Here is a 26,457-nt window from a genome sequence, read left to right on the forward strand (position 1 = left end):
TCGCCAAGCTCGCCACGGGTCAAGAACCGGGGGTCGTAAGTCGCAGGTCGTTTGTCGTTGGCCGTACCACCTCCTCCCGTCCTAATGTCCGCACACTCGCACGTCCCCCCGGCGCGCCGAACTCGCGGACCATTTACCATTTACGACTTCACGATTCACGGCAGTTGAGGTCGTTGGTCGTTTGGCCGTGCGGACGTTAGGACGTATGGACGGGCGGGCTTCGTCGACGTACGACCACCGAGATCCGACGCCGGAATCCCGAATGTTCTTGGCCGCCTAACTGCCGAGCAGCCCAGCCGCCTAGCCGAAGCTACTTGCGACCGTTGCCTTGCGCGCCGCCCCCCCGTTCCGCATACTGGGCATACATTGTATATCCACCACCATATGGAGGCCCGCCATGCCCGGTGTCGTCGCCAAGATTATCCGGATCGGGAACTCCCAAGGCATCCGTATCCCAAAACCGATCTTGGAGCAGTGCGGACTCCGGGGTGAGGTGATTCTGGAACCTTCCGAAGGCCGCCTCGTGATCCGGCCGGCCAAACCGAGACAGGGGTGGGATCGGGCGTTTCGTGCGATGGCGGCATCGGGCGACGACGCCCTGCTCGATCCCGACGGAATCACGTGGACCTCCTGGGATGAGGACGAGTGGGAATGGGAGTGAGCCGTTTCGAGGTGTGGCTCGTCTCCCTGGATCCGACGGTGGGGTCCGAGATCCGAAGACCCGCCCGTGTGTCGTGATTTCCCCCGACGAAATGAACCGCCACATCCGCACCGTGATCGTGGCTCCCATGACCACGGCCGGCAAATCCTACCCCACCCGCGTACCGGTCGTGTTCCAAGGGAAGAACGGTTCCGTCGTCCTCGACCAGATCCGCACCGTGGACAAAAGGCGCCTCGTCAAGCGCCTCGGCACCCTCGACCCGGAAACCGCCCGTCGGGTCCTGGACGTGTTGGCCGAGATGTTTGCCGAGTAAGGCCGTAGAACTCTCGCGAGACTCGCTAAGGCCACGACGGGGGCGTTGGTCGTTTGACCGTGCGGACGTTCGACCGTGCGGACGCTAGGACGCGTTGACGTGCGGACGTGACGACCCAACGTTCGCGCGTCCCCCCGTCCTAACGTCCCAGCGTCCTAACGTCCACCGTGCCTCAGTCGGCTTTGAGGGCCTCGAGCTCCTTTTGGGCCTCCTCGGCGCCCGGGAAGGTCTTGGCAATCTGGAGCGCCTTTTCCAGGGCCTTCCGGGCCTTGGCCTTCTCGCCGGCCCGGGCGTAGGCCACGCCCAGGTGGTACTGGACCACCGGGTTTTCGGGCAGGCCCTCGGCCGCGATCTCCAGGTGCCGCAGCCCCTTCAGGGGTACCCCCTTCTTCACGTAGATCCAGCCCAGGGTGTCGTTCAAGGGCGGCGACTCGGGGGCGAGCTCCACGGCGTGCTCGGCGAACTTGAGGGCCTCGTCGAGGTTTCCCCCGTGCTCCGAGAGGTTCCAGGCCAGATTGTTCAGGGCCGGGATGAAGTCGGGGTTTCGCTCGAGCACCTTGCGGTAGGCCTCGTTGGCCTGGTCGTACTCGGCCCGCAGGTCGTGGAGGGAACCCTTGAGCACCCAGGCGGGCAGGTAGTCGGGCCGCTTCTCCAGGGCCTTCTCGAGCTCGGCCAGGGCCTTGTCGCCGGCATCGGGGCCGCTCTGGAGCCGCGCCAGGAGCAGGTAGGCCTCGGCCGCGTTCTCGTCGAGCTCGATCGCCTTCTCGAGGTCCTTCCGGGCGCCCTCCACGTCCTTGTTCGCGAGCCGGGTCTTCGCGAGCAGGATCCGGGCGGCGGCCGTGTCGCCGCCGTTCCGGATGTGCTCCTCCACCAGGGCGACGGCCTCCTTCGTCTTCTTCTGGGCCGTGAGGAGGGCCGAGGCCAGGACCACCGGCCGCAGGTTCGCCGGGTCGGCCTCCATGGCCTTGCGGAACGCCTTCAGGGCCTCGTCGGGCTTCTTCAACCCCGCATAGGTGACCCCGAGCCGCTCCCAGGCCCGGCCGTGGCCCGGCACGGCCTTGACCAGGGCCTCGAGGAGCGTTTTCGCCTCCTTCAGCTTGTCCATGCCGAGCAGCGCCGTGGCCCGGATGAGCACGGCCTCGGTGTGGATCTTGGGGGTCGAGACCAGGGGATCGGTGGCCTTGAGGGCCCCCTCGAAATCCCGCCGGTCGAGGAGCACCTGGGCCAGGAGCATCCGGGCCTTGTAGAACCCGGGATTCAGCTGGACGGCCTTCTCCAGGTCGGCCTGGGCGAGCTCGAGGCTTCCGGCGCCGTAGTGGGCGAGGCCCTGGAAGTAGTGGGCCTCGGGGTGTTCGGGGTACTGCTCGAGCACCTGGGCCAGCCGGGCCGAGGCCTCGCTGAACTTGCGCTCCTGGAGCAGGATCCGACCCTCGTAAAAGAGGGCCGCGGCGCTCTTGGGGTTTTTCTCCCGGATCTTGGCCACGGCCTCCCGGGCGAGGTCCAGGTCGCGGCGGGCCAGGGCGATCTCAGCCACCTTCTCCCAGCCCCGGGTGGTGTTCTTCTCCTTTTCCCCGGCCTTCCGGAAGGCGTCGATGGCCTTGTCCACCTCGCCCTTCGTCATCCAGTAGTTCCCGTAACTCAGCCACACCGCGGGGTCGTCGGGGGAGGTGTTGAGGGCCTGGGTGAACGCCCGGTCCACGGCCTCGGAGTCCTTCTGGAGGTCGGCGATCTGGGCCAGCAGCAACAGGCCGTCGCGGCTCGCGGGGTCGAGTTCCAGGGCCCGGTCCACGGCCTTCCGGGCCTCGGCGAGGCGGTTCCCCGCCAGAAGCGCCGTGGCTTTGACGAGGTGGTAGCCGGCGTTTTCAGGGTCGAGCTCGATGGCCTTGTCGAACTGGGCCAGGGCCTCGTCGAGCTTTTTCTCCCGGAGGTAGGCCTTCCCGAGGAGCAGGTGGGCGTCGGCCCGGTCGGGGGCGTCGGCCAGCACCTTTTCGGCCCTCCCCCGGGACTCGGCCGCCATGTTGGCGAGGAGCTCCAGGTTCCCGAGCCGGATCTGGACGTCCAGGTTGTCGGGCTCGAGCTCGGAGACCTTGCGGAACGCCTGGTACGCCTCCCGGATCTGCCCCTTGCGAAGCAGGGCCTCCCCCAGGTCGAACAGCACCTCGGGCGAGTCCGGCTTGACCTGGAGGGCGCCCCGGAGCTCCAGGATCGCCTCGTCGATCTTCCCGTCCTCGAGGTAGGCGTGGCCGCGAGCCTTGTGGAGGGCGAACTTCTCCTCCGGGCTCTTGGAGCAGGCGGCGAACCCGAGGAGGGCGAGGAACCCCAGGGCGACGAAGATCTTGCGGCTGTGCATGAATCCCCCTCTCGAACCTAGGGTGGTGGGCTGGAGAACGCCGTTCGCTTGTAGCACAAGGCGCCGGGGAGGGCAAAGGGGGGGTGCGCGGACGTTAGGACGCGTGGACGGGCGGACGGGCAAAACTGCCGCCGCTTGCGAGGAGGCCGGCAGCCAACGGCGAACAACGAATAACCTAACGTGGCGTTCGTTGCGTGCGTGGCGTGAGGCCAAGAAGTGGAAACCGTCCGTACCGTGGCGTGAGATCGAGGTGCTGCTTTTCGGGGGGAAACGTTGCGGGCCTCACGAGACGCGGCGGCGCTAGCCCGTGAGGGCCTGGGCCAGGCGGAGGGCCAGGGAGGTCAGGCCGGCGCCGGCGAGGAAGGCGAGGGCAAAGCCGGTCGGGGCCACCACCATGCGCAGGCCGCCCCGCGGCCCCCCCCCGGGCCACAGCCAGGCGGCGCCCAGCCCGAACCCGGCGGCCACGGCCGCCCCGGGGCCGGCCCCGGCCGCCAGAACCGAACCCATCCCCGGCACCCAGCGCTCCAGGGCCCACAGGAACCCCAGCCAGAACCCGACGGCGGCGGCAAACCCCTGGACGGTGCGCTCCAGACGGCTCACGGCTTCCTCCTCACCGGCAAAACCGGATGACCCCGACCACCCGCCCCACGATCCGGAACTCCTGGTCCGGCGTAACCCGGATGGGCTCCATGGCCGAGTTGGCCGGCCACAGTTCGATCTCGCCCCGCCCGGGATGGAACCGCTTCACCGTGGCCTCGCCGTCCACCACGGCCACCACGGTGTCCCCGGGCCGGGCCGTCTCCCGCTTCTCCACCACCACGTAATCCCCGTCGAGGATCCCGTCCTCCACCATCGAGTCCCCCTTGACCCGGAGCACGAACCGCTCCCCCGCCCCGGCCATGGAGGCCGGCACCTCGAAGGTCTCGGGCGCCTCCACCGCCTCGATGGGCTTCCCCGCCGCCACGTACCCCAGGAGGGGCAACTCGGCCCCCGCCCGCGTCTCCGGGGCCGTGCCCCCCACCTCCAGGGACCGCCTCGCGTTCCACTCCCTGCGGAGGACGCCCTGGGCCTCGAGGCGCTTGAGGTAGTTTTGCACCGTGCCGAGCGAGCGGAACCCGAAGTGCCGGGCGATCTCCTGCTGGGTGGGCGCCACGCCGTGCCGCGCCCAGTACCCGCGCACGAACTCGAGGACCCTTTTCTGTTTCGGGGTAAGTTTCGGAGGGGCCATGGGGGCTCCGCGTGGCTCAGACCAGGTGACGGGCGCGGCCGGGCGCTCGCAGTGCGGGGCGCATCCCTCGCACCCGACCAACGACCAACGACCAACGACCAACGACCAACGACCAACGACCAAAAGACTATGCGTAAGTTTTGCGTAAGTCAAGCCCAAAACGAAAGGCCCGTCGCCGGGCCCTTCGTGTCGGTAACCTCTCGGGTCAATCCAGGCTGACCCCCAGGGACCGCCCCGCGCCTCCCCACGGCGGTCGGTCGAGCACCAGGGCCAGCCGGGGCAACAGGTGGGCCTCGGCCACCCGGCCCGAGGGCAACCCCACCAGCAATCGGCCGTCCTCCGCGCGCCAGCACGGCGCCTCCCCCCGCTGGCCGGTCACGGTATCGGTCCAGGCCACCTCGCCGGCCCGGCCCTCGGCGTCGAGGAGCACCGCCACGTACACGCGGCCGTCCACCAGGTACTGGCTCACCTCCCCCGCCCGCGCCGCCCTGGGCAGCGCCGCGATCCCGATCAGGAACAAGATCCCCCCGATCACCGCCTTGCGCACCGGACACCTCCTTGCGCCCCCATCCCGACCGTTCCTACCGGATAGGGATCGGCGGCGGGGAGGAGGAACTTGAATCCTGCTACTCCTCCTCGGCGGGCTCAGCGGCCGCGAGATCCCGGGCCAGGCCCTCGAGGATGTCCACGCACCGGCCGCGGTCGATCCGGCTCGTGTTCAGGATCAGGTGATACAGGGTGGGCTCGTCGGGATCGACGTCAAAGTAGAACCGCAGGTAGTCGTGGCTGCGGGCGTCCACCCGGTGCACGAAGTCCCGGGCCTCGTCCAGGGAGAGACCCCGGCGTTGGGCGGTCCACGCGACACGATCGTCCTCGTTGGCCACGATCCGCACGTGGAGGGTGCGGGGGTTGTCCTTGAGGATCACCTGGCCGCCCCGGCCCACGATCACCACCCCCCGGCGCTGCCCGAGGGCGGTGATGACCTTGACGATCATCTGCTTGTAGATGTCGCTGTCGATCCACCCGTCCACCCGGTAGTGGAACGGGATCTTGTCGCGCTCGTCGTACCCCTCCTCGAACTGCTCCGGCCGGGTCTTGGCCTTTTTCTTGAGGGCGTCCAGGTCGAAGATCGTCGAGAAGAAGCTCTTGAATTTGCTGTGGTGCTCCTCCTCGAACTCCTCGACGTCCTCGTCCGGGACGTTCACCTCGAGGGCGACCCGGTGGATGATCTCCTTGTCCAGGTAATCGATCCCCAGGCGCTTGGCCAGTTCCCTCCCGATCTCCGGCCCGCCGGCCCCAAACTGGTTCGAAATCGTGATGACAGGCATCGCTCCTCCTCGATCCCACAGGGCCGGCCCGAGCGCCGGCCAAAACCGGCGCCCTTTATAACAAACGGCCAACAGGGCTTCAAGAACGCTCGCCCGGTCGGCGTCGGGTTGGAAACGGCGCTCGGGGGCGGTCCGGCGCCCGGATCCGCGGCCCGCGCGTCTTTCGCTTTTCGGCGGCCGTCTGGTATTCTCCCCCTTCACCCCAGGGAGGCTCCATGGCGGAAACGCTCGTGGTGGGCATATCGGACGCCAAGGTCAGCGCGGACCCGACGGACTCGGTGGTCACTTACGCCCTCGGGTCCTGCGTGGGGCTCGCCCTCTACGACCGCGTTCGGCGGGTGGGGGGGCTTCTGCACGTCATGCTGCCCGACTCCCGGTTCCGGTCCTCGGCCCGGGAGTTCAACCCGTTCATGTACGCCGACAGCGGGTTCTACGAGCTCCTGCGGGCGGTGGAGGCCGCGGGGGGCCGCCGCCAGGACCTCGTGGCCAAGCTCGCCGGTGGAGCCAACATGCTCGGGCAGACCGCGATCTTCGACATCGGACGCCGAAACGCCGAGGCCCTGCTCGGCCTGTGCCGCCTCGAACGGATTCCCGTGCTCGGAACGAGCCTGGGGGGCACCGTGGGCCGGTCCATGGAACTGTGGCTTTCGGACGGGAGGGTGAAGGTGCGGCTGCTCGGCGTGGGGGAGGAAGTGCTGTGACGATCGAGACCATCCTGAGCCGGCTCGACACCCTCCCGCCCATGCCGGCCGTGGCGGTGCGCCTTCTGAACGCCGCCCAGGACCCCGATGTGGACCTGGCCCGGGTGGCCGAGTGGATCGAGCGGGACCCGGCCATGACGGCCAACGTGCTCCGGGCCTGCAACGCCCCGATCTACGGGCTCCGGACCCGGGTGACCTCGGTCCGGCAGGCCACGAGCCTTCTGGGACTCCGGAAGATCGTGCAGATCGCGCTCACGGTGCTCGCGAGCCGCTACCTCACCCCGGCCCAGGACGGGTACGCCCTGGCCGCCGGCGAGCTTTGGCGCAGCTCGGTCACGGCGGCGCTTGCGGCCGAGCTCCTGGCCGAGCGGGCCCGGTACCCTTCCCCGGGCACGGCCTACACCGCCGGACTCCTCCAGGACATCGGGAAGATCGTTCTCGCCGAGTTCGTGGCGCCGGCGGTCGCCGAGATCCGAAGACTCGTGGACGACGAGGGGATGGGCTGGCAGGAGGCCGAGGCCCGGGTGGTGGGGCTACCGCACCCCGAGGTGGGCGCCCGGCTCCTGGAGCGCTGGGGGTTCCCGGAGGCCCTGGTGGAATCGGTGCGCTGCCACCACGACCCGGCCCGGGCCACGGTGGACCCGGCGCTCGCCCAGCTCTCCCACTTGGCCGACGCCTTCACCATGGCCCTGGGCCAGGGCCTGGGGGCCGACGGGCTCGCCTATCCGCTCGACGAGCCGAGCCTCGCGCTCGCCCGCATCACTACGCCCCGGGACGCCGAGGAGGTCCTGGCCGAGCTCCACGACCGGGTGCGGGCGGCCGAGGACCTCTTCACCCTCTCCTGAGGACGGGGGGTCATGCGCGTCTGGAACGGTACGCTCACCGTCGAGACCCGGGGCACCGGGCACACCCTGGACCTCACCCCCGACCTGGAGCGCCTCGTGGCCTCCTGGGGGGTAGCCGACGGCCTCGGGACCTGCTTCGTTCCCGGCTCCACGGGCGGGCTCACGACGATCGAGTTCGAGCCCGGGGTGGTCCGGGACCTGGCCGAACTCCTGGAGCGGCTCGCCCCCGCGGGCGTCCCCTACCACCACGACCGGGCCTGGGGGGACGGGAACGGGTACGCCCACGTGCGGGCCGCGCTCCTGGGGCCGGACCTCTCGTTTTTGGTGCGGGGCGGCCGGGTGGTGCGGGGCACCTGGCAGCAGTTCGTCCTGTGCGATTTCGACAACCGCCCCCGGACCCGGCGCGTGGAGGTACAGGTGATCGGGACCGCGGCGGGAGGAGGCCCATGACCGAGGCGGTGGAACGGGTGGAGCTCGACGACCCCCGCCACCTGGCGGCCCTGGTGGGCGAACGGGAGGCCCATCTCAAGGAGCTCGCCCACGTGATCCGGGACGTGACGGTGTCGTGCCGGGGCAACGTGATCCTCGTCCGGGGGGAGCCGGACGCGGCGGCGCTGGCGGCCGCCGTGCTCGAGCAACTCTACGAGCTCGTGAAGGAGGGGTACCCCCTCTACCGGGCCGACATCGATCACGCCGTGCGGGTGCTTCGGGCGAACCGCCGGGCCCGGCTGAAGGACATCTTCCTCGACGCCGTCTACATCGCGGCCGACCGCCGGGTCATCAGCCCCAAGAGCCTGGCCCAGAAGGAGTACATCGAGGCCATCCGGTCCCACGACATCGTGTTCGGCATCGGGCCGGCCGGCACCGGCAAGACGTACCTCGCCATGGCCATGGCCATCTCGGCCCACGCCAAGCGCCTGGTGAAGCGGATCATCCTCACCCGCCCGGCGGTGGAGGCCGGGGAGCGGCTGGGGTTTTTGCCCGGCACCCTCTACGAGAAGGTGAACCCGTACCTTCGGCCCCTCTACGACGCCCTGCACGACATGATGGATTTCGACCGGGCCGCCCAGCTCATCGAACGGGGTGTGATCGAGGTGGCCCCCCTGGCGTTCATGCGGGGCCGCACCCTGAACGACTCCTTCGTCATCCTGGACGAGGCCCAGAACACCACCTCGGAGCAGATGCGGATGTTCCTCACCCGCCTCGGGTTCGACAGCAAGGCCGTGATCACCGGCGACGTGACCCAGGTGGACCTTCCGCCGGGAACGGTATCGGGCCTGGTGGAGGCCGAGACGCTCCTGAGCGGGATCCCGGGCATCCGGTTCTGCCGGTTCACCCGGGACGACGTGGTGCGCCACCCCCTGGTCCAGGAGATCATCGAGGCCTACGAGGCCCGCGACCGCGCCCGAAAGGCGGAGACCGAGCAGTGAGGCGGATCCTCGCCGTGCTGGCGGTTCCGGCGGCCGCGGCCCTCGGCTTCGCCGCCGCCGCCCTCGTGGTGCTGGCCCAGGGACTCCCCCAGGTGTCCCGGCTCGAGGCGTTTCGGCCGCCCGCGGCCACCCGGGTGTACGCGGCCGACGGGTCGCTCCTGGCGGAGTTCAGCGTGGAGACCCGGATCCCGGTGACCCTCGACGACCTCCCCCCCCACGCGGTCCGGGCCTTTCTGGCCATCGAGGACCACCGGTTCTTCGAGCATTTCGGGCTCAATGTGGGCCGGATCCTCAAGGCCCTGGCCGTGGACGTCCTGGAGGGCCGGGTGGTGGAGGGCGGGTCCACCATCACCCAGCAGCTCGCCAAGGTGCTCTTTCTGGCCCCCGAGCGCACCCTCCGGCGCAAGCTCCGGGAGGCCCTGCTGGCGCTTGAGATCGAGCGACGGTACACGAAGCGGGAGATCCTGGAGTTCTACCTGAACCAGATCTACCTGGGGAACGGCGCCTACGGCGTGGGCGCGGCCGCCCGGGCCTATTTCGGCAAGACCCCGTCGGAGCTCACCCTGGCCGACGCGGCGCTCCTGGCGGCCCTCCCCAAGGCCCCGGCCCGCTACGACCCCTTCCGGAACCCGGAGAAGGCCCGCGCCCGGCGAAACCTGGTGCTCCGGCGCATGGCCGACCTGGGCTGGGCCGACCCGGAGGAGGCGGCCCGGGCGGCCGAGGCGCCCCTTCCCTCCCGGCCGCCCCAGCGCCCCGTGCGGGCCCCCTATTTCGTGGAGCGGGTCCGGCGCGAGCTCGTGGAGACCCTGGGGCTCGATCCCGTGTACCAGGGGGGCCTGCGGGTGTACACCACCCTCGACCCGTCCCTCCAGGAGGCCGCCGAGGCGGCCCTGGCCGAGGGGCTTCGGGCCGTGGACGCCCGGCACCCCGGGCGGAAAACCCCGGCCCAGGGCGCGGTGGTGGTGCTCGACCTTCGCACCGGCGCCGTCCGGGCCCACGTGGGCGGCCGGTCGTGGGACGAGAGCCCCTTCGACCGGGCCGTGCAGGCCCGGCGCCAGCCCGGGTCGGCGTTTAAGTTCTTCGTGTATCTGGCGGCCCTGGAGCGGGGGTTCACCCAGGCCGACACCCTTCTCGACGCCCCCGGGGAGTTCCCGGGCTCCCATCCGCGCAAACCCTGGCGGCCCATGAACTACGACGGCCGGTTCGAGGGGGAGATGACCCTACGGCTCGCCCTGGCCCGGAGCCGAAACCTCCCGGCCGTGCGGCTTCTCGACCGGATCGGCCGGCAACCGGTGGAGGACCTGGCCCGGCGGCTCGGGCTCAAGGGGCCCTTCGGCCAGGGACTCGCCGAGGCCCTAGGGGTCGGGGCCGCCTCCCCCCTGGAACTCGCCCGGGCCTACGCGGCCGCGGCCACCGGGGGCGTTCTCCCCGAGCCCCGGTGGATCCAGGCCGTGCACGGCCCCGACGGCCGGAACCTCTGGCCGGCGCCCGCCCCGGCCCGCCGGGTGCTCGATCCGGTCGTCGCCTACTGCATGACCGACATGCTCCGGGCCGTCGTCCAGGACGGCACCGGCCGGGCGGCGCGGGGGCTCCCGTTTCCGGTGGCCGGGAAGACCGGCACCACCGACGACCAGCGGGATGCCTGGTTCATCGGGTTTTCGAGCCGGCTCGCCGCGGCCGTGTGGGTGGGGTGCGACGACAACACCCCCCTGGGCCGGGGGGAGACCGGGGCCCGGGCGGCCCTGCCCGTGTGGACCGCCGTGATGGGGGCCTCGGCCGGCGCCGAAACCCCGCCCCCGTGGCCCGTGCCCCCGGGCGTGTCGTTCGTGGAGATCGATGTGCGAACCGGCCTTCGGGCCGGCCCGGACTGCCGGGACAAGGCCCTGGCCGCCTTCGCGCGGGGCACCGAGCCCAGCCGGCCCTGCGACCACGACCGCCTGCGCTGGCCCCGGCTTCTCGACCGGGTGAACCTGGCCTCCCGTTCCCCCTGACGCACCGGGTCCGCGACTTCCCATGGACATCCAACTCGTACCGCTTCCCCTGCCCTGCCCCGCCGACCGGGCCTTCTACGCCGTGGCGCGGGGGCCCTACCCGGCGTTTCTCGACAGCGGCCTCCCCGGCCCCCTGGGCCGGCGGTCGTTCGTGGCGACGGATCCTTTCCTGGTGGTCCACGGGAAGGGCCGGTCCGCAGAGCTTCACTGGCTCCGGCAGGGCCGCACCGAGTCCTGGCGCGGGAACCCCTTCGAGCTCCTCCGGGCCCTGCTCCGGGAGTTCCGGCGGCCGGCCGGGCCCTTCCCCCTGGCACCCGGCGGGGCCATCGGGTACCTGGCCTACGACCTCTTCACCCAGATCGAGGCGATCCGGCCCACCACCCGGGACGACCTCGGGATGCCCGATCTGTTTTTCGGGTGGTACGACGCCGTGGCCGCCTTCGACCCGGTCACGGGGGAGGCCCACCTGGCCCTCTCGGGGGCCCCGGGAGACCGGGCGGAGGCCCTCGACCGGTGGGCCGAGCTGCTCCGGGCCGGCGCCCCTCCCCCCGCAGCCCCGCCACCCCTGGACCCCGGGGCGCTCGAGAGCAACTTCACCCGCGAGGGGTACTGCCGGGCGATCCTGCGCGCCAAGGAGTACATCGCGGCCGGCGACATCTACCAGGCCAACCTCTCCCAGCGGTTCAGCGCCCCGTTCGCCGGAGACCCGGTGGGGTTCTACCGGAGCCTACGCACCACGAGCCCGGCCCCCTTTGGGGCGTGCCTGTTTCCCGACGGGTTCGCGGTGCTCAGCAACTCCCCCGAGCGCTACCTCCTCATCGACGGGGACTACATCGAGACCCGCCCCATCAAGGGCACCGTTCCCCGGGGCCGAACCCCGGAGGAGGACCGGGACCTCGCCCGCCGGCTCGCCGCCAGCGAAAAGGACCGGGCCGAGCACGTCATGATCGTGGACCTCGAGCGAAACGACCTGGGCCGGGTGTGCGCCTACCGGTCCGTGCACGTGCCCGAGTTCCTGGTGATCGAGTCCTACGCCAACGTGCACCACCTGGTGTCCACCGTGGCCGGCCGGGTGCACCCGTCGCGGGACGTGGTGGACTGCATCCGCAACTCCTTCCCCGGCGGGTCCATCACCGGCGCGCCCAAGGTGCGCGCCATGGAGATCATCGACGAATTGGAGCCCACGGCCCGGGGGGTCTACTGCGGTTCGATCGGGTACATCGACTTCTCCGGCCGGGTGGACCTCAACATCGCGATCCGCACGGCCGTGGTCCGGGGGGACCGGATCCACTTCCAGGTGGGGGGCGGCATCGTGGCCGACTCGGACCCGGAGGCCGAGTACGAAGAGACCGTGACCAAGGCCCAGAGCTTCCTGAAGGTCCTCACGGGGGCCGGCCGGGTGTGGGAGGGGGAATGACCCGCTGGGCCTGGCTCAACGGCCGGCTGGTGCACGAGGCGGCGGCGGTGGTTTCCGGGGCCGACCGCGGACTCCTCTACGCCGACGGCCTGTTCGAGACCCTTCGCGTTTACGGCGGCCGGGCGTTTCGGCTCGCGGACCACTGGGACCGGCTCAGGGCCTCGAGCCGGTTCCTGGGGCTTCCGGATCCGCCGGACCCGAACCCGGCCATCGAGGCCCTCGTCCGGGCGAACGGCGCGGCCGACGCGGCCGTGCGGTTCACCTTGACCCGGGGCACGCTCCCGGCCGGGCCCCGGCCGGGCCCCGCCCCGAACCCCACGTTTCTCGCCACCCTGCGGCCCCTGCCCCCCGACCTGCCCCGCCGCCGGGCCGAGGGAGTGGAGGCCCGCACCGTGTCCCAGCCCCTCCGGGCGCGGGGGTTGGCCCTCCAGGGGCACAAGACCCTGGCCTACCTGGGAAGCGTCTGGGCCCTCGGGCAGGTGCCCGAGGGCGCCGAACCGGTCCTCCTGACGACCGAGGGCCACGTGGCCGAGGGCGCCACCTCGAACCTCTTCTGGGTCCGGGACCGAACGCTCCACACCCCCCACCCCGACACCGGTTGCCTGCCCGGGGTGGCGGCGAAGGTGGTGCGGGAACGGGCCGCCGCCCTCGGCCTCGGGGTGCGCGAGGGGTTCTACGAACCCGACCACCTGGCCGGGGCCGAGGAGGCGTTTCTCACGAACTCCGTGGTGGAGATCGCCCCCGTGCTGGCCCTGGACGGCCGGCCGATCGGGTCCGGTCGGCCGGGCCCCGTGACGCGCCGGCTCCAGGAGGCCTACGCCGAGGCCGTCCGGCTCGAGGGGGAAGGCCGGTGACCCGGGTCGCGGTGGTCTCGGCCCCGGACTACGCATCGGCCCGCGGCGCGCTCGAGCGGGCGCTCGCCCTCCTGGGAGGTCCGGAGGCCTTCGCGGCCCGGGGCGACGCCGTGCTCGTCAAGCCCAACCTGCTCGCGGCCCGGCGGCCCGATGTCGCCGTCACGACCCACCCGGCCGTGGTGGACGCGGCCCTGGGGATCCTCCGGGACCTGGGGGCCCGGCCCGTGGTGGGCGATTCCCCGGGGTTCGGGTCGGCCCGGCGGGTCGCCGAGGTCTCCGGGGTGGCCGAGGTCTGCCGCCGCCACGGGGTGCCGGTGGTGGACCTGGGCGAGGGCCCGGTGGCGGCCGCCCGGGGCCGGGTGTACCGGGAGCTTGCGATCGCGTCCGCGGCCCTCGAGGCCGACCGGGTGTGGAACCTCGCCAAGTGGAAGACCCACACCATGATGGGGCTCACCCTGGGGGTGAAGAACCTCTTCGGCTGCGTGCCCGGCCGGCGCAAGGTGCGGCTCCACTTCCGGGCCGGAAAGTCCGCCGACACCTTCGCCCAGCACCTCCTCGACGTGGAGCACGCCGTGGGGCCGGCCCTCACCGTGCTCGACGGCATCGTGGCCATGGAGGGGCCCGGGCCCGGCCGCGGGACGCCCGTCGGCCGAAACCTTCTCCTGGCCTCGGCCGACGCCCCGGCCCTCGACTGGGTCGCGACCCGGCTCTCGGGCTTCCGGCCCGACGAGGTGCCCACCGTGGCCGTGGGCCTCCGGACCGGCCGGATCGACCCGGCCCGGATCGAGGTGGTGGGGGACCCCGCCCGGCCCCTGCGGTTCCGGCCGGCACCCGGAAGCCCCTGCGACTGGCCCCTCCCCCGGCCCCTGCGCCATCTGATCCGGGCCGCGGCCGCGCCCCTTCCCGTGTTCGATCCCGGCTCGTGCACGGGCTGCGGGGTGTGCGTGGAGAGCTGCCCGGCCCAGGCCCTGCGGCCCGGGCGCCCCCCGGCGTTCTCGCCGCGGCAGTGCATTCGGTGCTACTGTTGTCAGGAGCTTTGCACCGAGGGGGCCGCCAAGGTGCCCCGCCGGGGACTTCGTTCGCTGGTTCGGGAACTGGGGAGGAGGGAGTCGCGATGAGGGGCGTCTTCGTGGGGATCGACGTGGGGGGCACCCACACCGACGGGGTGGCCGTGGAGGAAGGGCGGGTGGTGCACAAGGTCAAGGTCCCGACCCACGCGGACCTGCGGGAGTGCACCCTGGACGCCCTGGAGGCCCTTCTGGACGGCATCAACCCCCGATCGGTCCGCAGGGTGGTGCTGAGCACCACCCTCGTGACGAACGCCGTGGCCCAAGGCGACCTCGAGCCCACCGGCACCCTGATCACGGCCGGGCCGGGCATCTCGCCGCGGCTTCTGGCCCTGGACGACCGGTTCCGGGTGGTGCCCGGGGCCATCGACCACCGGGGCCGGGAGATCGTGCCCCTGGGGGAGGCCGAGGCCCAGCACTGCCTCGAGGAGTTCGCCCGGGCGGGCATCCGGGTGCTCGCGGTGGCCGGGAAGTTCTCCACCCGCAACCCCTCCCACGAGCGCCGGCTCGCCGAGCTCGCGGGTGACCGGTTCGAGTTCGTGGCCCTCGGGCACCAGGTGGCCGGCACCCTGAACTTCCCCCGCCGGATCGCCACGGCGTACCTGGCGGCGGGGGCCTGGCGGCTTCACCGCACCTTCGTGGCCTCCATGACCGACGCCCTGCGCCGGTTCAGCGTGCTCGCCCCCCTCTACCTCCTGCGGGCCGACGGGGGAACCCATGTGGCCCGGACCCTCGCGAACCCGGCCGAAACCGCCCTTTCCGGCCCGGCCGCGAGCGCCCTGGGGGCCCTGGCCCTGGACGCGGTGGAGGCCGACACCGTCGGCCTGGACGTGGGGGGCACCACCACGGACCTGTGCCTTTTTACGGCCGGGTCCCCCCTCCTGGAGCCCCAGGGGGCCACCATCGGCCCCTACCGCACCCAGATCCGGGCCCTGTTCACCCGTTCGGCCCCGGCCGGGGGCGACAGCTGGGTCCGGGTCGAGGACGGACACATCCGGATCGGGCCGCGCCGGTTCGGCCCGCCCGCGGCCCTCGGGGGGACCCACCCCACCCCCACCGACGCCCTGGTGGTCCTGGGCCGGGCCGTGGGAAACCGCGGCCGGGCCCTCGAGGCCCTGGCCCCCATCGCCCAAGCCCTGGGCACCTCGCCCGAGGGGGCGGCCCGGCGGATCCTGCGCGCCTGGGGGCGGGAGATCGCCGGGGCCGTGGAACGCATGCTCGAAGAGGTGAACGCCCGGCCCGTGTACACCCTCCACGAGCTCCTCGAGGGGCACCGGGTGCGGCCGCATCGGGTTCTGGCCGTGGGCGGGCCGGCCCGGGCCCTCGCTCCCTACGTGGAGGAGGCCCTCGACCTCCCCGTGACGGTGCCCAACCACTTCGACGTGGCGAACGCGGTGGGCGCGGCCGTGGCCCGGGTGAACGCCGAGGTCCACGCCATCGCCGATACGGCCCGGCGGTACCTCTCGCTGCCCGAGGCCGGCGTGTACGACCAGATCCCGGCCGGGTTCACCATGGCCGACCTCCAGGCCCGGGCCACCGAAACCCTGCTCGCCGCGGCCCGGGCGCGGGGCGAACTCGACCCCGCGGCGGCCGTGGACGTGACCGACGTGGAGAGCTTCAACGTGATCGAGGGCTTCACCACCGTCGGCCGGATCCACCGGCTCCGGGCCCAGATCCGGCCCGGCATCCTGTTCCGGGTCGAGTAGAGGAGGAAACCCCATGCGGCTCCAGGCCCCCCAGAAAACGGGCGTCGTGTTCTTCCCGGCCTTCGACTGGGCCATCGACCCCACCCACCCCGAGCGGGAGGAGCGGCTCCTCTACACCCGGGACCAGCTGTTCGAGGAGGGGATCTTCGACATCGAGGGCATTGTGGAGTACCCGCCCCGGGTCGCCGAGCTCGCCGACATGGAGCGGGTCCACACCGGGGTGCCGGACCTCCGGCGGCACGTGAGCCCGTCCCACCTGGTGTCCGCGGGGGGCGCCATCGAGGCCGCCACCCGGGTGATGGAGGGCGAGGTGGAGCGGGCCTTCGCCCTGGTGCGGCCCCCGGGCCACCACGCCCGCCGGGTGGTCCACGGCCTCAGGGGGTTTTGCATCGTGAACATCGAGGCCGTGATGATCGAGCACCTGCGCCGCAGGTACGGGGACCTGCGGGTGGCGATCGTCGACACCGATTGCCACCACGGCGACGGCACCCAGGACATCTACTGGAACGACCCGGACACCCTGTTCATCTCCCTTCACCAGGACGGCCGGACCCTCTACCCGGGCTCCGGGTTCCCCGACGAGTTCGGGGGGCCCAACGCCTTCGGCACCACGATCAACGTGCCCCTGCCCCCCGGCACCACCGACGACGGGCTCCTGCACGTGATCGACCACCTGGTGCTCCCGATCCTGGAGGAGTGGAAGCCCGACCTCATCGTGAACTCGGCCGGCCAGGACAACCACTTCACCGACCCGATCACCGACATGGCCATCACGGCCCAGGGGTACGCCACCCTGACCCGGCGGCTCCGGGCCCACGTGGCCGTGCTGGAGGGGGGTTACTCGGTGCAAAGCGCCCTGCCCTACGTGAACACCGGGATCCTCCTGGCCATGGCCGGCCTCGACACCAGCGCCGTGGTGGAGCCCGACTACCAGCCCGGCCTCCTGCGCATGGGGGAACGGGCCCGGCAGTACGTGGAGCGGCTCGCCGAGCTCCTGCTCGAGAAGTTCCGGCGCCGAGACGAGCTCAGGGCCCAGGCCGTGCGGGGCCGGACCCACCTCGAGGAGTCCCGAAGCGTCTTCTACGACGGGGCCGGCATCCGGGAGCAGCAGCGCGAGCGGGTGCGGGTGTGCGACGACTGCGCCGGGGCCGTGGTTCTCGAAAGCTGGGAGCGGCCGGCCGAGAAGGCCCTGCGGGTCGAGATCCCCCGGCGGGCCTGCCCCGCGTGCCGGGCCGAGGCCGAGGACGCGTTCCACCGGGCCTCCACCGACGAGTATCCCCTGGTGGAACTCCACGACCGGCCCCACGACCGCATCGAGCGAAAGCGCCGGGAGGGCTGAGGCCCGGGGAGCCCCCCGGGGCGGCTGGCGCCCCGGGGGGAGCGCTCCGCGGCCTACTTGTGGCAGGCCGAGCATTTCGTGGGGGCCTCGGCGGCCTTGGCCTTGATCACGGCCTTGTGGCAGGACCGACACAGGTCATGGAAGAGGGCCTTGACCTTGCCCGGGCCCCCGGCCGCCTCGAACATCCGGTCGGCGGTCTTGCACGACAGGCACGACCCGGCATCCTCGGGCGTCTTGGCGGTGTGGTGACAGGCGGCGCAGGTGAAGTCGTCCTCGTACGGGAACCGGGAGAAGGCCTGCTTGCCCTTTAGGTACTCCTCGGCATGCCGCCGGTGGGAGAACCCTGGCACGGCCTTCACGTCCTTGGGCAGGCCCGGGGCGTCGGGGTGCTTGACCTGCACGTTGAGGTCCAGGGTTTCGGGCACCGCCGCCGGGTCGGCCGCGGGGGCCGGGGAACCGGCGAGGCATACGGTGGCGAAGAGAGCCAGAACGGTGATGCGCGTTTTCATGATCGTTCCTCCTGTGGGAGATGGGGGGGTTCGGGACCGCGGCGTGGCGCCTTCGGCCGTGGTCACACCCCCTCTATACGGCCCCCGGAGGCGTTTCGCCATCCACATCGGGCCCCATGCGGCCCGATGTCGGGTCGGCGCGACCCGACGTCGGGCCGACGGCGGTCGCCCGGGGGGGCCGCCGTGAGCCGGCCCGCACCCCCCACCCTGCGCCTCGACGGCGACAAGGTCCGCCGCATCCGGGAGGCCAAGGGTCTCACCCAGCTCTATGTGGCCGAGGTGGTGGGGGTCAGCGTCGACACCGTGAGCCGGTGGGAAAACAACCGCACGGCCTCGGTGCGGCGCGAAAACGCCGAGAGCCTGGCCGCCGCCCTGGAGGTGGACCTCGCCGAGATCCTCCCCGACGGGGGGGAAGCCGGCCCGGAACCCCCTCCTTCCCCCCGGCGCCGCCCGGGCGTCTGGGGGGCGCTCGCCGCCGGGGCGGTGGTGCTCTTGACCTTGGGCTGGTGGGTCTGGGGCGCGAACGGCGCGGTCCGGGCCCGACGGGACCTTTCCCCCTACTGCCCTCCGGGTTCCCGGATCCCGGTTCTGATCGACGTCGAAACCGAGGCGCCGCGGGTCGTCGTGCGCGAACGGCTTCCCCCGGGGTGGATCTTCGAGGGGTCCGTACCGGCCCCGAGCCAGGGCCCCACGGCCGACGGGGTCGTCCGGTGGATCCTCTCGGTTCCCGACGGCCACGCCCGGATCGGGTACGTGGTGAGGGCGCCCCCGGGCCCCGAGGGCAGCGCCCACCGGTTCGAGGGCACGGTCGTGGCCGGCCGCCGGTCCTCGCCCCGGCCGATCCGGGGCGAGGACCGGATCGATCTCGAGTACGTCCACTGGGCCGACCTGGACGCGGACTTCGCCGTCTCCGACGCCGAGGTCCTCTCGGCCCTGGAGCGGCTCGACGCCGTGGAGGGGCTGGGACTCTCGGCCGAGGACCTCCGGGCGCTCTGGGGGGCGCCGGAGTACGACTGGGATCCGGACCGGAGGGCCTTCGTGACCCCGAAACCCGCGAACCGCTGAGGACCCGAAGGAGGTCCGGTACCCCTCCGGCCCGGTCCCGTCCTCAGAACACGTTGCCCACGGTGAAATGCCACACCGTGCGGGGCTCGCCGTCGCGCGGGTCGAGGTTCATCCCCAGGTCCAGGGCCAGGGGCCCCACCGGGGTTTCGTAACGGATCCCCGCCCCGGCCCCCTGCCGCAGGTCCCCGAAGTCGGCGGGCTCCACCGCCCGGTTCCAGACGTTCCCCGCGTCCCAGAACAGGGCGAACCCGAACCCCTTCCGCCAGCGGTAGCGCACCTCGGCCCGGAGGTTCGCCATGAGGTCGCCGCCCAGGGGCGTGCCGTCGCCGGAGCGCGGGCCGATGGCATCGCGCTCGAACCCCCGCACGCTGCCCCGGCCCCCGAGGAAGAAACGCTTGTTCACCGGGAGCTCGGCGGTTCGGCCCAGCGTGAGGGCCAGCCCGCCCCGGGCCAGGAGGGCCAGGGTGAACCGGCCCGCGCTCCAAAACCCGCTCAGGGTGCCGGTGTAGCGCTCGAACTCCACCTCGGATCCCAGGAACGCGGGCGCCCACTCGGCCTGGACCTCGTGGTAGAACCCCGACCGGGGGTTAAAGGGGTCGTCCCGGGAGTCCCAGGCCAGGAACGGCCCCACGGACGAAAGCAGATAACTCGTGGTCGGGTCCCCGGCCTCCAGGGCCTCGGGGTTCACGTCCGACAGCCGGTTCTCCTCCAGGGTGTAGGCCAGGGCCCCCCGGGCCCGGGGGCCGAACCGGCGCTCCAGGCTCCCCTGGAACGCCACCGAGGTGAGGCTGTAGGCATCCAGGTCGGCCGTGCGCCGGATCAGGCTGAGCCGCAGATCCACCGGGTGGTTGAACAGCCACGGCTCCCGGAAATGGAGGCCCAGGGACCGCTCCAGGCGGTCGAAGTCGTAGCGCCCCCCCAGGCTCCGGCCGTACCCCCCCAGGTTGGCGTGGGAAAGGCCCAGGAACCCCTTGACCCCCTCCTCGGTCCCGTACCCCAGGCCGAACTCGGCAAGCCCCGCGTCCTGCTCCTCGACCCGGACCTCCAGGTCCCGGGTGCCCGGCGGGGCCAGGGTGGGCACCGGTGCGACCTCCGCCCGCTGGAAAAACCCCAGGCGGTAGAGCCGCTGGCGGGCCTCCCGGATGGCGGCGGGGTTCCAGGGGTCCCCGGGCCGGATCGGGAGTTCGCGGGTGATCACCTTGGTCTGGGTGCGGGTGTTGCCCGCCACCACGACCTTGCCGAACCGAACCCGGGGGCCGGCCTCCACCCGGAAGACCGCGTCCACCACCCCTCGGTCCGGGTCGGTCCGGGTCTCGTACACGACCCGCCCCTCCGGAAACCCACCGGCCCCGAGTCGGCCGATGAGATCCCGCCGCACCTCCTCCAGCACCCCCGGGTCGGCCCAGGCGCCGGGTTTCAGGCGCCCCAACGCGGGTTGGAAGCCGGCGCGATCGGCCCCGATCACCTCCAGCGTCACCGAACCCCACCGGAACCGCTGCCCCTCCTCGACCCGGAGGGTCAGGACGGCATCCCCATCGGCGGCGATGTCCATCTCGGCCATCTCGATCCGGGCGGCCCAGAACCCTTTGGTGGCGTAGTACTCCCGAAGCACCCGCAGGTCCCGGTCCAGGGCCTCCTGGGTGAACGGGGGCGGACGCAGGATCCCCCCCTGGATCACCGAGAGGTAGGGCCGCAGTTTCCGGGCGGAGACGCTTTCGTTCCCCCGGAACCGCACCCGCTTCACCGCCACCCGCGGCCCCTTGGTGATGACGAAGGTGATCACCCGGCCGGCCCCGGCCCGCTCCTCCCGATACACGGCCCGGGCGTCCCGGTACCCGTCGGCCCGGAGGCGTTCCTCCAGGGCCTGGGCGGCCCCGCGGAGCCACGCCTCGTCCACGGGCCGGCCGTACCGCTCCTCCAGGGCCTGGCGCAGGGACCGCTTGGTCCACTCCTCCACCCCCTCGAACCGAAACCGCACCGGGGCTCCCGCCACGATCCCCACCACGAGCCGCACCGAGCCCGGACCGGCCGGCTCGAACCCGCCCCCCTCGATCCGGGCCTCGGGGTAGCCGTAGCGGCGCAGGAAGGTGACGAGCCTTCGCCGGCCCGCCTCGAGTTCCGGAGCGCTCGCCCGATCCCCCCGTCCGATCCCCAGGAGCGCCGCCCGGCGCCAGGGTTCCACGGGGAACCCCTCGGGCCAGATCACCTCCGCGACGCGGCGGGGTTCCCCGGGGTCCACCCGGAACGTGACCTCGGCCCACTGGCCCCGGCCGTCCGGCCTCACCACGGGGGTCACCCGGGCCTCCGGAAACCCCTCCTCCCGAAACACCCGCACGATCTCGCCCCGGTCGGCCTCCAGCCACGGCCAGGCCACCGGCTTGTCGGCGGCCGTTCGGAGACGGGCCGCGGCGGCCTCCCGGACCCGCCGGGGCCCCCCGACGAGCCGCACCCGGCGCACCAGGAGCCGGGGCCGGACCACCACCCGCACCCGGAGCCCCGCCGCGCCGGGCTCCGCCTCGACGCGCACGTCTCCCACCTCGGGTTTGCGGGCCAGCAGCCCGAGCCCCCGCTCCACCTCCCCGGTCCGCAGTTCCTCCCCCTCCCGGACCCCCAGGAGCCGAAGGACCTCCTTCGTGCGTACCCGGGTGTGGTTCTCCACCTCAACCCGGGCAATCGGCCCCTCCGGGCCCCTCTGGCCCCGGGCCAAGCCGGCGACGAGGAGGAGCGCCAGCCCAAGAAGCCCAGCTGCGGCCGCCCTCATCGGAACGTGAACCGGAACCGCACCTCGCCGCCCAGGGAGCCGGAAGACTCGGCGCCCCGGTCCGACCAGGTGCCCAGGAGGGAGACGTGGGGGCTCAGCCGGTACTGCACCTCGAGATCCTGGGCGGCCTCGGCCCCCACCGTGGCCGCGTACCGGGCGTAGAGATCGCGGGTGATGGCCTTCCCGATGGTGACCCGGGGCACCGTGCTCTGGGCCGCCGGCGAGTAGGCCGGGTCGATGTGGAACTGGTCGAACCCCAGGAGTTCCCCCACCCCGGACTCCAGGGTGTCCTGCACCTTGCCCGTGAGGAAACTCGCCGCCTCGGCCGCCGAGACCCCCTGCCCGCCGGCCAGGTTCTCGGAGGTGGCCCCCAGGGTCAGGAGCGAGACGATGTCGGTGTACTCCAGGGGCGGGCTGCTCGACAGGAGCACCTGGTAGTCGTCCAGGGGGCCGGTGATGTCCACGTTGACCCGGTATCCGCTCACCTGGGCCCGGGCGTGGACGTCCAGGAGGGGCAGGGGCCCGGCGTCGCCCAGGAACTCCACCGAACTGCGGCGCATCTCGTAGACCGTGTTCCGGAACTGCACCTCGCCCGCGAGCACCTCGAGCCGGCCCCACAGCACGGGCCGCGTGGCCGGACCCCGCACCCGGAGATCCGCGGCCAGGTCCACCTCGGCCAGGTTGTTTTCGACCCTCAGGTCCCGGTCCCCCCGCACGGCGATGTCCAACGTGACCCCCGAGGTCTCGGCGGCCGACTCCACCTTCCGGGGCCGGCGCTGGAGCAGATCGAGGAGCATCGTCTTCCAGGAGATCCGGCGGGTGAACCGGAACCGCTCCAACCGCACCTCGCCCACCACGCGCATGCCCGGGGGTAGACCGGTCACCAGGAGATCGGCGTCGCCCGCGTAGCGGACCCCCGGCGGCTCCTCATGGTCCACGTCGCGCACCTCGACCCAGAGCCGCACATCGGTCGGCACGAGACCGGCCAGGGGCATGCGGCCCTCCACGTGGATCCGCCCCGCGCCCAGGGCCGCGTCGAACCACTCCAGAATCAGGCCGTCCTGGGGATCCAGGGTGGCCGAGGCCTCCGCCTCGGAGAGGGCGAGTCCCACCCCCCGGATGCGGGCCTCGGCGCCGGGGTACACCTGGATCGGGCCGCGGAACCGGGGATCGGACCACGGCCCCGTGACCTCCAGGTCGGCGAACAGGGTTCCCCGGGCCGACTCCACCGGCCCGATCCACCGGGCGAGCATCGAGAGGTCGCACCGGGCCTTGCCCCGAAGATCCCACCCAGGCCCCGGGCCGGCCAGGCCCGACGCCGTGAGGGTCACGTCCCCCCCCTCGATCCAGACCTGGTCCAGGCGGAGGGCCCCGCCCTCCCACCGGATCCGCACCGGGCCCCGGTTGCGAAGACGAAGGGGCGGCAGATCCACGGCGACCCCGCCGAGATCCATCTCGGCCCGGACCGGAGCGCCGGCCGGGGCCTCGGCCCGCAGCTCCCCGTCGAGGGAGACGTCCAGGTCCTCCGGCCACCGCTCCCGGGCCATCCACCGCCCGGGGCGAAAGGCCCGGAGCACCGCCCGGCCCCGGGCGCCCCCGGCCGGACTCCACTCGCCTTCCACGGCGAGCTCCGGCCCCAGGCCGGTCCGGCCGACGATCCGCCCCCCCTCCCACCGAAGGTCCAGCGGGGCGTCGAGGGGGCCGAACCAGGGCCCGGCCACGGCCTCGGCCCTTCCCCGCCACTCCCCCCGCTCGACGGCCGCCCCCCGTCCCCGGGCCTCGCCGCGGCCGGACAACCGGCCGGACCAGCCCGCGGGGAGCCACGGCGAGAGATCGAGCCCCTCCGCCTCGGCCCGGGCCTCCCAGGCCAGGGAGGTCTCGTCCCGCAGCCGGGCCTTCGCGTCCAGACCCCGGGCCCGGACCTCGACCGCCCTCCCCTCGGGCCCGGTGCGCACCTCCGCGGCCCCCCCGGGCACCTCCCGGCCGTTCCACCGCACGCCGGTCCAGGACAGGCGGCCGTCCAGGTCGCCCAGGCCGGCCAAGCGCTCGGGCCACGTCTTCCCCTCGAGCCAGGCCCGCACGCCGGCCGAGGCGCGGATCTCCACCGAAGCCGTTCCGGCCTCGATCCCGGGCACCACCCGGCCCAGGGGGAGCGCCGGGGCCCTCACCTCGGCCTCCAGGGGCCAGCCCCCCTCCCAGGACTGGAGCCCCGTCGCCTCGGCCCCCAGATCGGGGGCCCGGGCCCCAAACCGCACGCCCCCTCCCCCGCCGTCGAGGGTAAGGGCCACCGGGCCGAGCGCCCTGCCAAACGCCTCCAACGCCGTGGTTCCTCCGCTCCACGTGAACGCCCACGACCCGGCCGGGGTCCCGAAATCGCCCGTGAGGCTCCCCTCGCCCGACACCGGGCCGAGCCGGATCCCCTCCGGGACCCGATCCCCGAGCCACGCCGGATCCCACGCCTCCAGGCGCCAGGCGAGCTCGAACCCGGCGCCGAGGTCGGCCGCCAGGGCGGCCCGAAGCGCGTCCCCGAACCCCCGGGCCGTGGCCCGGATCCCCCGCCCCCTCCAGCTCCCGGTCACGGCCACCGGCCCGGGCCTCACCCCGGCCAGATCCAACCCGTCCACCGTGGCCTCCAGATGGAGGTCAAGCCCCCGGTACGGCCCGACCGCCTCCAGCGTTCCCCGGGCACGGCCCAACCCGGCCCAGGCGGGAACCGCCACCCCGGCGTCGGCCAGGAGGGCCCCCAGGGCGAGTCCTTGAAAGCGGGCCCGACCCCGCATCTTCTCCCGGTCCCCTTCGGCCTCCCCCGTGGCCCGCGCGCCGTACCCCTGGGCCTCGAGCCGGGAAACCCTCCACGCCCCCCGCTCCGCCCGGAACGCCGCCGAGACGCGCTCCGCCCCGTAGCCGGCCACCGACACCCCCCGGGCGGACAGATGCCCCTGCGCCATCGGCCGGGCCAGGGTCCCCTCCACCCGGACCTCGCCCTCGGCGGCGCCCCCCAGGGCGACCGGCAGCCCGAACCCCAGCCTCCCCGCCACGGAAGCGGCTGCGGCCAGGTCTAGGCTTCGGAGTTCCAGCCCGAGGTCGAGGCCCCGGCCCGGCTTCCACCCGAGGGCCCCCCGCATCTCGGCCCGGCCCCACCCCGCGTCCCACGCGCCTCCCTCGATCCGGAGCCCGCCGTAGTCGAGCCGGACCCTTGCGCCGACCCGGCCCAGGTCCTGTCCCCGGTACGCCGCCCGGGCGTCCACGTCGTACACGAAGGTGAGGTCCCGGAACGGGCCCTCCACCCGGCCCCGGGCCCTCCCGGCGGCCCCGAGATCGGGCGGGGCCCACCGGCCGGCCACGGCCAGGTCGGAAAACGCGAGATCCGTCTCGAGCCACATCCCCTCCCGGTACGCGATCCGCCCGTTTCCCAACCCGATCCGGGCGGTTCCCGCCTCGATCCGGCCCGAGGCGATTCGCAAATCCTCGGTGCCCACGGTGCCCTCGGCCACCACCCGGGCCCGCCCCAGGCCGTACACGGGCGTCTCCCCCGGGTGGACCGTCACGTCCAGGTCCTCCACCACGCAGTCCACCCCGAACCCGAGCCCCAGGGGGGCCAAGGGCCCCTTGGCCCGAAACGCGCCCGACGCCCGAAGCCCCACGGGAAACCATCGGGACGAGAAAAGACCCATAAACGGCCGAAGATCGAATCCCCGGGCCGTGCCCTGGGCCTGGAGCTCGAGTCCGCCCCCGGCCCGGACGAGGCGGGCCGAAAGACCTTCCACCCCGCCCACCGAGCTTGCGATCGAAAGGTCCGCTAGCCCCACGCCCCCCGGTCGGGCCTCCCACCGGCCCCGGGCGGCCAGCCGCTCCACGGCCCCGAACCGCCCGTCCCGAAGCGCCAGCTCTCCCTCGGCCCGCGGGGCACGCACGCTCCCGGTCACCCGTCCGGCCAGCTCCAACACCCCGTCCCAGGGAAGGAACCGGCCGAGGCCCGCCGCCCGAAGCCACGCCTCCGGGATCTCCCCCGGCCGGGCCTCGAGCCGCACCCCCAGGTCGAGGCGGTCCCCCGAGGCCCAGGTGCCGTCGATCGTGAACGCGCCCCCGGGGAACCCGAGCGCCAACTCCTCGACCCGCAGGGCGCCCAACCGCCGGGCGCCCCGGAACCGCCCCTCGAACCGGGCGGCTTCCCCGGCCCAGGAGAACGTTCCCCCGATCCGGGCCTCCCCCCGGTCTTCCCTCCACGTGGCATCGGCGCCGTCCACCTCGAGCCGCATGCCCGCAGCCGGGTCCTCCCAACGAAGGCTCCCGTCCGCGATCTCCAAGGTCTCCACGGACACCAGGGGCGGCGTGCGGCGGCCCGCGGCCCGGGCCCCTCCTCCCGGCGGCCCGGACCTCGTGGTCCGCACGGCCACCCGGGGGCCCACGAGACGGGCCGAGACCCGCGGCCGGCCCAAAAGCCACCGGCCCGGGTGGAGGCGGACCTCCCCCTCGTCCAGGTCCACGGCCCAGGCGTCCCCGGCCGCGTGAAGCCCCTCGACCCGCAGGCGGACCCGCCAGGGATCGAAATCCAGGGCCTTCACCTCCAGGGTTCCCCCGGCGGCCCGCACCCGCGCCTGCACCCACGCCACGGCCGCCCGTTCCACGGCCGGCAGGCCCAGGGCCCAGCCCCCCACGACCAGCGCGCCCAAAAAGGTGCCGAAAATCCAAAGGAAGCGCCGCACCCGCACCTCTCAAACGGTTTCGCGCGTTACTAAGACCAACGAAAGTATTGTCAGATCCCCGGCGTCGCTACGGAAACCCGCGGGTGGGGGGCTGGTGGAGAGCCGGGTGCGGCCGGCTCACGCTGCATCCGGCACTCAGCCCGGCGGCTCCATGAACGGCGGAAACGCAAACGTTGGCAAGCCATC

The 26,457-nt window shown here is 72.9% G+C and carries 20 protein-coding genes and 1 pseudogene; 13 read left to right on the forward strand and 8 right to left on the reverse strand.

Annotated features, from left to right (window positions below; genetic code table 11):
• Positions 1-397 precede the first annotated feature (397 nt).
• Together ACYQ8L_RS14240 and ACYQ8L_RS14245 are read left to right on the forward strand one after the other, a co-directional pair.
• On the forward strand, positions 398-661 hold the full coding sequence (locus ACYQ8L_RS14240) for an AbrB/MazE/SpoVT family DNA-binding domain-containing protein (RefSeq protein WP_459942474.1): 264 nt from the start codon (positions 398-400) through the stop codon (positions 659-661).
• Positions 652-974: pseudogene (locus tag ACYQ8L_RS14245) on the forward strand (type II toxin-antitoxin system PemK/MazF family toxin). Before ACYQ8L_RS14240 ends, ACYQ8L_RS14245 begins: the two are co-directional and overlap by 10 nt.
• A 172-nt stretch (positions 975-1,146) precedes the next feature.
• Here ACYQ8L_RS14245 and ACYQ8L_RS14250 read toward each other — a convergent pair.
• The 5 genes from ACYQ8L_RS14250 to ACYQ8L_RS14270 all read right to left on the reverse strand — a co-directional run bounded on the left by ACYQ8L_RS14250 (position 1,147) and on the right by ACYQ8L_RS14270 (position 5,880).
• The gene (locus tag ACYQ8L_RS14250) at positions 1,147-3,324 is read right to left on the reverse strand and encodes a tetratricopeptide repeat protein (RefSeq protein ID WP_459942475.1); all 2,178 of its coding nucleotides are present in this window, start codon (positions 3,322-3,324) and stop codon (positions 1,147-1,149) included.
• Between the two features lie 300 nt (positions 3,325-3,624).
• Entirely contained in the window at positions 3,625-3,924 is a 300-nt protein-coding gene (locus ACYQ8L_RS14255; RefSeq protein ID WP_459942476.1) for a hypothetical protein, read from the reverse strand.
• A 10-nt stretch (positions 3,925-3,934) separates the two neighbouring features.
• Positions 3,935-4,552: a transcriptional repressor LexA gene (gene lexA, locus ACYQ8L_RS14260; protein ID WP_459942477.1), complete on the reverse strand. Its 618-nt coding sequence runs from the start codon at positions 4,550-4,552 to the stop codon at positions 3,935-3,937.
• Between the two features lie 205 nt (positions 4,553-4,757).
• Positions 4,758-5,099, reverse strand: coding sequence for a hypothetical protein (locus tag ACYQ8L_RS14265; RefSeq protein ID WP_459942478.1), 342 nt, complete (start codon positions 5,097-5,099; stop codon positions 4,758-4,760).
• 79 nt (positions 5,100-5,178) lie between these two features.
• Positions 5,179-5,880, reverse strand: coding sequence for a cytidylate kinase-like family protein (locus tag ACYQ8L_RS14270; protein ID WP_459942479.1), 702 nt, complete (start codon positions 5,878-5,880; stop codon positions 5,179-5,181).
• A gap of 215 nt (positions 5,881-6,095) precedes the next feature.
• Here ACYQ8L_RS14270 and ACYQ8L_RS14275 point away from each other — a divergent pair, with 215 nt between their 5' ends.
• Genes ACYQ8L_RS14275 through ACYQ8L_RS14320 form a run of 10 tightly spaced genes read left to right on the forward strand, consistent with a single transcriptional unit; the run spans position 6,096 to position 17,230 of the window.
• Positions 6,096-6,581 carry a chemotaxis protein CheD gene (locus ACYQ8L_RS14275; protein WP_459942480.1) on the forward strand — a complete coding sequence of 162 codons (486 nt, stop codon included), beginning with the start codon at positions 6,096-6,098 and terminating at the stop codon, positions 6,579-6,581.
• Entirely contained in the window at positions 6,578-7,426 is an 849-nt protein-coding gene (locus ACYQ8L_RS14280; protein ID WP_459942481.1) for an HDOD domain-containing protein, read from the forward strand. The genes ACYQ8L_RS14275 and ACYQ8L_RS14280 overlap by 4 nt, the downstream gene beginning before the upstream one ends.
• A gap of 12 nt (positions 7,427-7,438) precedes the next feature.
• A complete protein-coding gene (locus tag ACYQ8L_RS14285; protein WP_459942482.1) occupies positions 7,439-7,876 on the forward strand; it encodes a secondary thiamine-phosphate synthase enzyme YjbQ in 438 nt (145 codons plus the stop codon).
• Positions 7,873-8,856: a PhoH family protein gene (locus ACYQ8L_RS14290; protein WP_459942483.1), complete on the forward strand. Its 984-nt coding sequence runs from the start codon at positions 7,873-7,875 to the stop codon at positions 8,854-8,856. Before ACYQ8L_RS14285 ends, ACYQ8L_RS14290 begins: the two co-directional genes overlap by 4 nt.
• Entirely contained in the window at positions 8,853-10,847 is a 1,995-nt protein-coding gene (locus ACYQ8L_RS14295) for a penicillin-binding protein 1A (RefSeq protein WP_459942484.1), read from the forward strand. Before ACYQ8L_RS14290 ends, ACYQ8L_RS14295 begins: the two co-directional genes overlap by 4 nt.
• A 22-nt stretch (positions 10,848-10,869) precedes the next feature.
• The gene (gene pabB, locus ACYQ8L_RS14300; protein ID WP_459942485.1) at positions 10,870-12,264 is read left to right on the forward strand and encodes an aminodeoxychorismate synthase component I; all 1,395 of its coding nucleotides are present in this window, start codon (positions 10,870-10,872) and stop codon (positions 12,262-12,264) included.
• Positions 12,261-13,118 carry an aminotransferase class IV gene (locus ACYQ8L_RS14305; protein ID WP_459942486.1) on the forward strand — a complete coding sequence of 286 codons (858 nt, stop codon included), beginning with the start codon at positions 12,261-12,263 and terminating at the stop codon, positions 13,116-13,118. Before pabB ends, ACYQ8L_RS14305 begins: the two co-directional genes overlap by 4 nt.
• The gene (locus tag ACYQ8L_RS14310) at positions 13,115-14,236 is read left to right on the forward strand and encodes a DUF362 domain-containing protein (RefSeq protein WP_459942487.1); all 1,122 of its coding nucleotides are present in this window, start codon (positions 13,115-13,117) and stop codon (positions 14,234-14,236) included. The genes ACYQ8L_RS14305 and ACYQ8L_RS14310 overlap by 4 nt, the downstream gene beginning before the upstream one ends.
• The gene (locus tag ACYQ8L_RS14315; RefSeq protein WP_459942488.1) at positions 14,233-15,891 is read left to right on the forward strand and encodes a hydantoinase/oxoprolinase family protein; all 1,659 of its coding nucleotides are present in this window, start codon (positions 14,233-14,235) and stop codon (positions 15,889-15,891) included. The genes ACYQ8L_RS14310 and ACYQ8L_RS14315 overlap by 4 nt, the downstream gene beginning before the upstream one ends.
• A gap of 13 nt (positions 15,892-15,904) precedes the next feature.
• The gene (locus ACYQ8L_RS14320; RefSeq protein ID WP_459942489.1) at positions 15,905-17,230 is read left to right on the forward strand and encodes a histone deacetylase family protein; all 1,326 of its coding nucleotides are present in this window, start codon (positions 15,905-15,907) and stop codon (positions 17,228-17,230) included.
• Between the two features lie 53 nt (positions 17,231-17,283).
• On the opposite strand, the gene ACYQ8L_RS14325 is transcribed toward ACYQ8L_RS14320, so the two are convergent.
• Positions 17,284-17,739 carry a cytochrome c3 family protein gene (locus ACYQ8L_RS14325; protein WP_459942490.1) on the reverse strand — a complete coding sequence of 152 codons (456 nt, stop codon included), beginning with the start codon at positions 17,737-17,739 and terminating at the stop codon, positions 17,284-17,286.
• Positions 17,740-17,922: 183 nt separating this feature from the next.
• Between ACYQ8L_RS14325 and ACYQ8L_RS14330 the strand changes: the two genes are divergently transcribed.
• Complete coding sequence (locus tag ACYQ8L_RS14330; protein WP_459942491.1) at positions 17,923-18,804, forward strand: helix-turn-helix domain-containing protein; 882 nt, start codon at positions 17,923-17,925, stop codon at positions 18,802-18,804.
• A 43-nt stretch (positions 18,805-18,847) separates the two neighbouring features.
• Here ACYQ8L_RS14330 and bamA read toward each other — a convergent pair whose 3' ends face one another.
• Together bamA and ACYQ8L_RS14340 are read right to left on the reverse strand one after the other, a co-directional pair.
• Complete coding sequence (gene bamA / locus ACYQ8L_RS14335) at positions 18,848-21,565, reverse strand: outer membrane protein assembly factor BamA (RefSeq protein ID WP_459942492.1); 2,718 nt, start codon at positions 21,563-21,565, stop codon at positions 18,848-18,850.
• On the reverse strand, positions 21,562-26,271 hold the full coding sequence (locus ACYQ8L_RS14340) for a translocation/assembly module TamB domain-containing protein (RefSeq protein ID WP_459942493.1): 4,710 nt from the start codon (positions 26,269-26,271) through the stop codon (positions 21,562-21,564). The genes bamA and ACYQ8L_RS14340 overlap by 4 nt, the downstream gene beginning before the upstream one ends.
• Positions 26,272-26,457 lie beyond the last annotated feature (186 nt).

It is taken from the genome of Deferrisoma palaeochoriense, assembly GCF_054656955.1.

What these genes read in the sequence shown, in the direction of transcription:
- ACYQ8L_RS14240 (WP_459942474.1), top strand. Translation starts at nt 398, where the DNA reads ATGCCCGGTGTCGTCGCCAAGATTATCCGGATCGGGAACTCCCAAGGC.
- ACYQ8L_RS14250 (WP_459942475.1), bottom strand. Translation starts at nt 3,324, where the DNA reads ATGCACAGCCGCAAGATCTTCGTCGCCCTGGGGTTCCTCGCCCTCCTC.
- lexA (WP_459942477.1), bottom strand. Translation starts at nt 4,552, where the DNA reads ATGGCCCCTCCGAAACTTACCCCGAAACAGAAAAGGGTCCTCGAGTTC.
- ACYQ8L_RS14270 (WP_459942479.1), bottom strand. Translation starts at nt 5,880, where the DNA reads ATGCCTGTCATCACGATTTCGAACCAGTTTGGGGCCGGCGGGCCGGAG.
- ACYQ8L_RS14275 (WP_459942480.1), top strand. Translation starts at nt 6,096, where the DNA reads ATGGCGGAAACGCTCGTGGTGGGCATATCGGACGCCAAGGTCAGCGCG.
- ACYQ8L_RS14285 (WP_459942482.1), top strand. Translation starts at nt 7,439, where the DNA reads ATGCGCGTCTGGAACGGTACGCTCACCGTCGAGACCCGGGGCACCGGG.
- ACYQ8L_RS14290 (WP_459942483.1), top strand. Translation starts at nt 7,873, where the DNA reads ATGACCGAGGCGGTGGAACGGGTGGAGCTCGACGACCCCCGCCACCTG.
- pabB (WP_459942485.1), top strand. Translation starts at nt 10,870, where the DNA reads ATGGACATCCAACTCGTACCGCTTCCCCTGCCCTGCCCCGCCGACCGG.
- ACYQ8L_RS14305 (WP_459942486.1), top strand. Translation starts at nt 12,261, where the DNA reads ATGACCCGCTGGGCCTGGCTCAACGGCCGGCTGGTGCACGAGGCGGCG.
- ACYQ8L_RS14315 (WP_459942488.1), top strand. Translation starts at nt 14,233, where the DNA reads ATGAGGGGCGTCTTCGTGGGGATCGACGTGGGGGGCACCCACACCGAC.
- ACYQ8L_RS14320 (WP_459942489.1), top strand. Translation starts at nt 15,905, where the DNA reads ATGCGGCTCCAGGCCCCCCAGAAAACGGGCGTCGTGTTCTTCCCGGCC.
- ACYQ8L_RS14325 (WP_459942490.1), bottom strand. Translation starts at nt 17,739, where the DNA reads ATGAAAACGCGCATCACCGTTCTGGCTCTCTTCGCCACCGTATGCCTC.
- bamA (WP_459942492.1), bottom strand. Translation starts at nt 21,565, where the DNA reads ATGAGGGCGGCCGCAGCTGGGCTTCTTGGGCTGGCGCTCCTCCTCGTC.